The following is an 8,044-nucleotide window of genomic DNA, read 5'->3' as shown; positions in this document are numbered from 1 at the left end:
CTTCGGCGATCGCAATTCGTTTTTCAGCAGGAACGCGTAACTCGATCAGTCGATTGGAATAAGTATCAAACGCGGGCGGATAGTACAACAGATAGCCATCAGTCAGCGGACAAAAACAGGTGTCCAGATGATAAAACCGCCGATCGACTAACCGCAGCGATAGCACCTCGACATCCAACCACTGCGCCAAATAAGCATGGGAATCGAGTTCCGATCTAAAGCCATAACCCGCCCACAACCACTGTCCGCCGCGATCGAGTAGCGCATCTCCCGCCCCTTCAAACGGCAAACTTTCAGGTAATAGATGAACCTTATAACCCCGGCTTTCAAACCACTGTTGAAAATGAGGCTCCTCACCCTGACGTTCGGGATGGAAAAAGCGACTGAGGACGACGGTATTGCCCAAGATCAGCCCAGCATTGGCGGTAAATACCATATCCGGCCAGCCTGGTTGTGGCTCCACCAGATCGATCGTCGCATAGTTTTTCAAGACTTGGTAGAGCTGCTCCCACTGAGCCTCGGCTTGTTCCCGCGACGAGCGATGAATATTGCCTTCCATCCAGGGATTAATCACATAATCGACTTCGTAATGATGGGGCGCGCACATCAAAATTCGTACAGCATTATTCATATTTAATTCAATATCGAACGGGACTTAACTTACTTAAGGGATTGTATCTTTTTGATACATTTATGTATTAGCTGAATCGCTAATAGCTGGAATAATATGGAACTTAACTGAGGCGAACGATGGTATCCCTATCATACATTTGCCTGTTAGCTGCATCAAAAATAGCACAAATAGTCTAGATCTATTTGTGCTCGTCAATTGTAGCAATTGTCTGTCCAGCATCTCAAAATATAGTTTAAAATAAGTATGTATCCAAGGATATATCTTTAAATTCGATTTTTTAATCAGAGTAAGCCGATCGACCGACATCACTAGATAGTAATGTAGCTAATCATACCAAGCTATCTGCATTAATTATCTGTGTTTCATATCCCACTAAATCTTCAGCGGAGGAACGAATCATGTTGACATTAGCACGATATTGCATCAGTGACTTTCAAGATGAGGTGCGCGCCCTAGTCGAGCGTGGGTCTGTAGATCGTCAGCAACGGATCTATGAACTCAAGCGGTTTTTTAGCGATCGTCAATGGCGAGAAATCGAACACATTGTCAATGAGTACGACTATCTATTGCGCGGTCGGATTATCGACCTGATTGGGGAAGAATCCTGGACGAATGATTGATTTTCGATCGCCTCGTCCTATTCTTTCGGTCTGGGTTTATCGATATTGGCTGCACCAACGAGGTAGCACATCGCATAAGGATTATCGACCTTCGTAGATGCCTTGGCGATTTCCAAGCCGATTGTATTGCCGTCAATATCATAATCGATGACTAAACCAGGTGCGATTTCTGCTGTTTCCTCAACGGTAATTTCCAAAAAAGTAATTTGTAAAATATCCTTATCTGGGTCATAAATAACCTTCATTAGTTGCTGTATCCTTAGCGATAATAAAGCTCGATCTGGTGTTTTAGACTGTAATTGAGACAAACGTTCCGAACGTCTGCCTCCGTAATATGAAGATTGGGAGCAAAATCTAGTACCATCATCCTACTCATAGGCAAGACAGCCCTAATGTATCAGGGGTAACAAATGGCGATCTGCTTCATCAGTAAGCAGATCGATACCAATCTGAGACTAGCTAGAGAGATATACTTAAATATAAATATTTTGAGCTATCGATCTATGCCTAAACCTGAAGGCGTGTCTTCTCCTCGTCCATCATCGCATTCTACCATTCGACCGATCGGTGTTTATGCCCTCTCAGGACTGGCGGTAGCGAGCGAGCGGCTCCTGTCGGTGGATACGATTCGCGGTTATTTGGTAAGTATCGATCCGCAGACCAATAATACGACTATTCTCAATCCGCATCATGTTGCCGATTGGATTGGGGTAAGTGGATTGACTGTCTGGCAGGAGACATTTTGGTTTGCTAAAGACCAATCAGTAATGTGGTGCGTTGGTGGAGCCACGCCGCATGAGCATCATCAAGCACTGGTGCCGACAACCTTTGCGCGATTACCTTATCCAGTCAATGGCGTCGCTGTTGATGGTGCGTTTGTCTACGTCAGTTGTCAGAAGTCTGGTTATATTCATATTTTCGATCGCGCCACTGGCGCAGCCACTGGACGCATTCCCCAACCGGGCATCGGTTGTGAAACCTTGACCATCCATGATGATGCCCTCTGGGTATGCGATCGAGACGAGCAAACCGTCTATTGTCTTGATCGCACCACTGGCAAAATTCAACTCAGCGCACTCACCCCCTTTAGCTCGCCAACTGGAATCGCTTTTTACCGATCGGCTGAAGGTTCTGAGCCAGTTTGTTATGTCGCGTATGCTGATGAAGAAGCATACATTCGGGATGACCCCAATGCCAAATCCCCCTACCAATTGACATTCCGCGATCGCACATTCATCCATCCGTTATATATCCACCACGATCCGATCGCTCATTACACCCTGTCTAATGGCTTTCTAATCGAACTTTCCTACGTCGAAGAACTCCTCTCCCTCGAAGATGTCATCCTCAACCAAGTTGAGTGGCGAATTGCCCTGCCTTCCGATACCCTCCGCCAACGGGTGCGCCATGTCGAACCGATCGGCCGTGAATACACGATCGAATCCCAAGGCGACCAAAAAGTCGCTGTCTTCAAATTTGACAAACTCGATCCGACTCGGGGCGGACTATTCGGGTGGAAGGCAGTTATTGAAATGTATGGACTCAAATATTCGCTCGCTCCTGGCGATATCGACGATCGCCAAACCCTACCCGCAGAGCTAGCCCAGCTCTATTTGGTAGACGATGACGATCTGGCGATGCATACCGAGACGATGATTCAAGCCGCCAAGGAAGCCGCTGGTACCGAAACCAACGTCCTGCGGAAGATGCTCAAAATCCGCAACTATGTCTACGACAAGCTTTCCTACGGCATCCAGCCCCGCATCGATACCCCCGATATCGCCCTAGAGCGGGGCGTTGGCTCCTGTGGCGAATATGTCGGCGTTTTACTGGCTCTCGCCCGCCTGAATGGCATTGCCTGTCGGACGATCGGCAGATATAAATGTCCTCCCTATCCCGATCGAGTCTATCAACCCCTTCAGCCCGATTTTAACCACGTCTGGTTGGAGTTTTATGTGCCTGGAATTGGCTGGCTGCCGATGGAATCAAATATGGACGACACGATCGAACGCGGCCCTTATCCGCAGCGATTTTTCATGGGTTTAGCCTGGTATCACACCGAAATCGGCAAGGGAATCTCGTTTGAAAAAATGAAAGCGATCGATAAACCAGAGGATCTATCGAGAGGAGATTTAGCCATCAACCACATTCGTTTTCGGATTTTAGATGAGCTAATTCCCACCAATCTGCCATGAATAATTTTGAATATGATGAAAATAAAAGCCAATCTAACCTCAAAAAACATGGAATTGACTTCGTTGAAGCTCAACAACTCTGGAACGATCCTAACCTGCTCGAAATTCCGGCTAGAGACCAAGACGAGTCGAGATTTCTAGTTATTGCTAAAATAGATGATAAACATTGGTCGGGAGTTATCACCTACCGAGATCCAAATATTAGAATCATCTCCATTCGCAGATCCCGCACAGAAGAGATTGCCCTTTATGAAAGCTAACGAATTTGACCAGAAATTTGACGACGGCGAAGATATCACGCAGTATCTCGATCTGTCCCAAGCCAAGCGTTCTCGCTCCGCTCAAACAACAGTCAAAATTGACTTGCCGATTTGGATTGTTGAATCGATTGATCGAGAGGCTACCCGTTTAGGGGTAACACCTCAATCAATTATTCAAAATTCCATTACCGAACACTTATCAATCCACAGCCATTAAGAAAAACAATACGATTAGAGCATCCGTTGTGAGGCAAGAAACCCGACTTCTTCGGAGAAGTCGGGTTTCTGATACATCCTAACCGCCTGTTTGGGAATTTTAGTGGTGAAATGGAAGTGCATTAATCACCTGGCTGGCAGCCGTGAGAATTGCCGCGATCGCCCATAGCAATTTAGTCCATTGAACTAGCTGTGGTTCGGGAGTTGGCTCGATCGGATCTGTATTTCTGTTAGTTAGTTTCATAACATCCTCTGTTGGTTTCAAGTGGTGCTTAATTCAGTTCTACCACGCTGAAAACCTTGTGGAAGCTAGGTTTCTGCCTCAAATATGGTGTCGATCGATCGTGCTGAGATATTACTGAGACAGTTCGGATTTAGGTTGACACATCAGGGGTTTTCACTTTTTCTCCATTGGGTTTTGTTTCGCACATGATGCCATCGTTCATCCCATAGGTGGAAATGCCTTGATCGTGTAAGTTTTTTACTGCTGTTCTAGTCGCTTCTTTTGCTAGAGCCGAAATCGCTTCATCAGTCATGTCAAAGAAACTATCGATCGATGATAGTTCTTGGGGTTGTTCTTCCATTAGGATTTTCCTCGATTGTCATAAATATAGCTTGGCAAAATCTAAAGAATTTAGTTGTCTCAATTTGGTTTCGAGCAAAACTGAGACATAATTGAGACATAAAAGATTCCGATTTTTCGTTCTGTATGGCTAATTCTCTGATTGCGTCGGATAAAGGACTTCAGCTAGTCAATGATGCGAGAAAAGACAAGGGATGGAATCGGACGGACAAGAGATTTCTAGATGCTGCTGGCATTTCTAAAGCTACGTTAAACCGCTTTTATGCTCAACAACAACCGATTAAGCAAGAAACTATTGTCGCTATTTGCAATGCAGTAGGCATTAACAACTGGAAGAATGTAGTAGAAAAGACAGGATCTTTAACAAAAAAGCGGCAGGAGCAAAAGATCGAGGTAATACCAACACCAAATTCATTGGCGGAACTCGATCGAGAGTTACGAGCATGGTTTAAGGCATTGCGGTATGAGATCGAATCAGATTATCTGGTGGAGACGGCGGCATATTTTGAGTGGATTATTCGGATACCCGTGCGGAGTAGATTCGATCGAGTCCTGATTCACGGGATTACGGGTGAGGCGGGGATGCAGGATCTTGCGCGGGTGGAGGCGATAGTTAAGGAACGGAACTTGGATGAGGGGTGTTTAGTTACCGATTATCGGGTGAGTCGATCGGTTATGGCTTATTTAGAGGCGGAGCAGGAAAAGGGGAACGATCGAATTGTCTGTTTGACTTTCGATGAATTGATCGATCGAGATGTGAATTTTTCGCCTTATATTGAATGGTTGGCAAGGGAGATCGAGCGGTTAGGCATTGACAAAGAGTATATTCAGTTGGATTGTAGCAAACCGGAAAAAGATTCACAGGGGAAATACAAAACACCGAGCGTGGGAGCGGTGGGGGCGGAACGGATCGATGAGTATATGGATGAGTGGTTGGAGTCAGTGCAGAAGAATCATATATCGGTATTGGGAGAATTTGGGACGGGAAAAACTTGGTTTGCGATGCACTATGCTTGGGTGGGAATTCAGGCTTATTTACAGGCAAAAACTAAACGGGTGAAGCGTCCGCGTTTGCCGCTATTGATTACGCTGCGGGATTATGCCAAGGCGTTGAATGTGGATACGGTGATTGCGGGGTTCTTTTTTGTCAATCATAATATCCGGCTGAATGCGGATGTATTCGATCGGTTGAATCGAATGGGTAAATTATTAATCCTGTTCGATGGTTTTGATGAGATGGCGAATAAGATTAACAGTCAAGATGCGATCGATAATTTCTGGGCATTGGCGGCGGTAATCGGTGAGAATTCTAAGGTGATTTTGACTTGTCGCACCGAGCATTTCCCGACGACAGATCGGAATAAACAGATCTTTGATGGTGAAGAGAAAGCTTCGACACAGGCACGGGTGGCGACGGCTCCGAAGTTTGAAATTTTGAATTTGCATCCGTTATCGATCGATCAAATTCCGCAGGTATTAACCAATCGCGGCGCAACGACGGATGCGATCGATCTAATCCTCTCCAATCCCGATCTCTACGATCTCGTCAAACGTCCGATGATGGCGGATCTTGTGTTGGCGGCATTACCAGAAATTAGTGTGGGAATTAGTCAGAACAAGAAGATCGATCTGGCGCGGGTATATTTATACGCGCTCAAACATAAGCTGGTGCAGGATATCGAAACGAAACGGACGTTTACATCGATGGCTGATAAGCTGTTCTTTTTGTGTGAGGTGTCGTGGGCGATGCTATCACAAGATCAGTTGACGCTGCATTACAGTCAGTTTCCAGAGCGGTTGCGGGAGGTGTTTGGCGATGTAATTAAGGATAATGCCCTCGATCATTGGCACTATGACATGATGTGCCAAACGATCTTGATTCGCGACCATGATGGCAATTATCGTCCGGCGCATAAGTCGCTGCTGGAGTTTTTTGTGGCGTTGAAGTTTGCGGCGGAGTTGGGGTTATTGCATGACGATTTTTTGGAATTAGTACGGGAGCCGTCGGAGCGGGATTTATCGATTGGTGAGCGACGTTATCAATGGGCGGATTATTGGCGGCATTGTCGGGAAACTCAGGGCAAAAGGAATGAGATTGCCAGATTTGGGCGGGTGGAAATTGGTAAGTTAGTAGCCACTTTTGGGCTGAGTCCTTTGATTCCGGCAGTAATGAATTTACTCTTGCCGATGTTGGATCTGGAGGTGAGTTATCACAACATGAATCCGTTGTTGGAGTTGATGAAGTGGACGCAATCTAAAACCTCGGAGCAAGCGAAGTGGTTGGGGAGTAATGCGGGGAGTGCATTGGTGAAGTTAAATCCCTATGGGTTGGAGTATCAGGATCTGAGTGAGACGGTATTGCCAGATATCGATCTGGTGGGGGCGGGATTGCGGGCGGTGAATTTGGCAGGGGCAAACCTGGCAAATGCCGCGACGACTAAAACCTTTGGTACTTGTATTGCCATTGCTACTAGTGACGATGGGGAACTCTTTGTTACGGGGCATGATGACGGCACTGTAAGGATTTGGTCGATCGAGGATCGAGAATTATTTACTTGTCGCGGTCATCAATCTTGGGTAAATTCGATCGCCATCAGTGGCGAGTGGCTGTTCTCTGGCAGTATTGACAACACCGTCAAACAGTGGGAAATCGCCACAGGTCGCTGTCTCCAAACCTTCAGCGGTCATCAAAATTCGGTAACATCAATCGCCATGAGTGGGAAGTGGCTATTTTCTGGCAGTTCTGACAACACCGTCAAACAGTGGGAAATTGCTACGGGTCGCTGTCTCCAAACCTTCTGCGGTCATCAAAATTCGGTAACATCGATCGCACTCAGTGGCGAGTGGTTATTTTCTGGTAGTTGGGACGACACCGTCAAGCAGTGGGATCTCTTCACTGGTCAATGCTTGCAAACCTTTGGCGGTCATAAATCTGGGGTAACTTCGATCGCAGTAAGTCGGAAGTGGCTAGTTTCTGGGAGTAATGATAATACGGTCAAACGGTGGGAAATTTCGACAGGTCGATGCTTACACACCTTTAGCGATCATCAAGGCTCGGTACGATCGATCGCCGTGAGCGGGGAGTGGCTGTTCTCTGGGGGTAATGATAATACGGTCAAGCAGTGTAATCTCGCGACGGGAGAGTGCTTTAATACTTTCTTCAGTCATCAAAATTGGGTGAATTCGATCGCCGTGAGTGGGAAGTGGCTGTTCTCTGGGAGTGGCGATAATATGGTCAAACAGTGGGATCTGGCAACGGGTCGCTGTCTATACACCTTTAGTGGTCATCAAGATTGGGTAGGTTCGATTGCCGTGAGTGGGGAGTGGCTGTTCTCCGGGAGTGGTGATAATACGGTCAAGCAGTGGGATCTCTCTCAAAGACAATGCCTTCAGACTTTTAGCGGTCATCAAGATTCGGTAAGTTCGATCGCAGTAAGTGGCGAGTGGCTATTTTCTGGTAGTCGTGACAACACCATCAAACAGTGGGAAATCGACACAAGTAGCTATCTTGATGACCGTTGAAGGTCTCAAGACAG

General features: G+C 46.5%; 9 protein-coding genes. 5 read left to right on the top strand and 4 right to left on the bottom strand.

Annotated features, from left to right (window positions below; translation table 11 throughout):
• On the bottom strand, nt 1-631 hold a 631-nt coding region (locus RMO27_RS02135), incomplete at its 3' end, for a dimethylarginine dimethylaminohydrolase family protein (RefSeq protein ID WP_396133597.1).
• A gap of 401 nt (nt 632-1,032) precedes the next feature.
• On the opposite strand from RMO27_RS02135, the gene RMO27_RS02130 reads away from it, so the two are divergent.
• On the top strand, nt 1,033-1,254 hold the full coding sequence (locus tag RMO27_RS02130; protein WP_309728619.1) for a DUF4327 family protein: 222 nt from the start codon (nt 1,033-1,035) through the stop codon (nt 1,252-1,254).
• A gap of 17 nt (nt 1,255-1,271) precedes the next feature.
• Here RMO27_RS02130 and RMO27_RS02125 read toward each other — a convergent pair whose 3' ends face one another.
• Nucleotides 1,272-1,499, bottom strand: coding sequence for a DUF2283 domain-containing protein (locus RMO27_RS02125; RefSeq protein ID WP_309728618.1), 228 nt, complete (start codon nt 1,497-1,499; stop codon nt 1,272-1,274).
• A gap of 258 nt (nt 1,500-1,757) precedes the next feature.
• Between RMO27_RS02125 and RMO27_RS02120 the strand changes: the two genes are divergently transcribed.
• Genes RMO27_RS02120 through brnA form a run of 3 tightly spaced genes read left to right on the top strand, consistent with a single transcriptional unit; the run spans nt 1,758 to nt 3,926 of the window.
• Nucleotides 1,758-3,449, top strand: a complete 1,692-nt coding sequence (locus RMO27_RS02120) for a transglutaminase domain-containing protein (protein ID WP_309728617.1) — start codon at nt 1,758-1,760, stop codon at nt 3,447-3,449.
• Complete coding sequence (locus RMO27_RS02115) at nt 3,446-3,709, top strand: BrnT family toxin (protein WP_309728616.1); 264 nt, start codon at nt 3,446-3,448, stop codon at nt 3,707-3,709. Before RMO27_RS02120 ends, RMO27_RS02115 begins: the two co-directional genes overlap by 4 nt.
• Nucleotides 3,699-3,926: a type II toxin-antitoxin system BrnA family antitoxin gene (brnA, locus tag RMO27_RS02110; RefSeq protein WP_309728615.1), complete on the top strand. Its 228-nt coding sequence runs from the start codon at nt 3,699-3,701 to the stop codon at nt 3,924-3,926. Before RMO27_RS02115 ends, brnA begins: the two co-directional genes overlap by 11 nt.
• Nucleotides 3,927-4,025: 99 nt before the next feature.
• Here brnA and RMO27_RS02105 read toward each other — a convergent pair whose 3' ends face one another.
• Nucleotides 4,026-4,169, bottom strand: coding sequence for a hypothetical protein (locus RMO27_RS02105; protein ID WP_309728614.1), 144 nt, complete (start codon nt 4,167-4,169; stop codon nt 4,026-4,028).
• Nucleotides 4,170-4,299: 130 nt separating this feature from the next.
• A complete protein-coding gene (locus RMO27_RS02100; protein ID WP_309728613.1) occupies nt 4,300-4,509 on the bottom strand; it encodes a hypothetical protein in 210 nt (69 codons plus the stop codon).
• A gap of 125 nt (nt 4,510-4,634) precedes the next feature.
• Here RMO27_RS02100 and RMO27_RS02095 point away from each other — a divergent pair, with 125 nt between their 5' ends.
• The gene (locus tag RMO27_RS02095; protein ID WP_309728612.1) at nt 4,635-8,030 is read left to right on the top strand and encodes a hypothetical protein; all 3,396 of its coding nucleotides are present in this window, start codon (nt 4,635-4,637) and stop codon (nt 8,028-8,030) included.
• The last annotated feature ends 14 nt before the right edge of the window (nt 8,031-8,044 follow it).

The sequence above is a fragment of the Chamaesiphon sp. OTE_75_metabat_556 genome, assembly GCF_031378165.1.
Taxonomy (GTDB): domain Bacteria; phylum Cyanobacteriota; class Cyanobacteriia; order Cyanobacteriales; family Chamaesiphonaceae; genus Chamaesiphon.
This window is presented reverse-complemented; position numbering and strand designations above follow the sequence as displayed.

What these genes read in the sequence shown, in the direction of transcription:
- RMO27_RS02125 (WP_309728618.1), bottom strand. Translation starts at nt 1,499, where the DNA reads ATGAAGGTTATTTATGACCCAGATAAGGATATTTTACAAATTACTTTT.
- RMO27_RS02115 (WP_309728616.1), top strand. Translation starts at nt 3,446, where the DNA reads ATGAATAATTTTGAATATGATGAAAATAAAAGCCAATCTAACCTCAAA.
- RMO27_RS02100 (WP_309728613.1), bottom strand. Translation starts at nt 4,509, where the DNA reads ATGGAAGAACAACCCCAAGAACTATCATCGATCGATAGTTTCTTTGAC.
- brnA (WP_309728615.1), top strand. Translation starts at nt 3,699, where the DNA reads ATGAAAGCTAACGAATTTGACCAGAAATTTGACGACGGCGAAGATATC.
- RMO27_RS02120 (WP_309728617.1), top strand. Translation starts at nt 1,758, where the DNA reads ATGCCTAAACCTGAAGGCGTGTCTTCTCCTCGTCCATCATCGCATTCT.
- RMO27_RS02130 (WP_309728619.1), top strand. Translation starts at nt 1,033, where the DNA reads ATGTTGACATTAGCACGATATTGCATCAGTGACTTTCAAGATGAGGTG.
- RMO27_RS02095 (WP_309728612.1), top strand. Translation starts at nt 4,635, where the DNA reads ATGGCTAATTCTCTGATTGCGTCGGATAAAGGACTTCAGCTAGTCAAT.
- RMO27_RS02105 (WP_309728614.1), bottom strand. Translation starts at nt 4,169, where the DNA reads ATGAAACTAACTAACAGAAATACAGATCCGATCGAGCCAACTCCCGAA.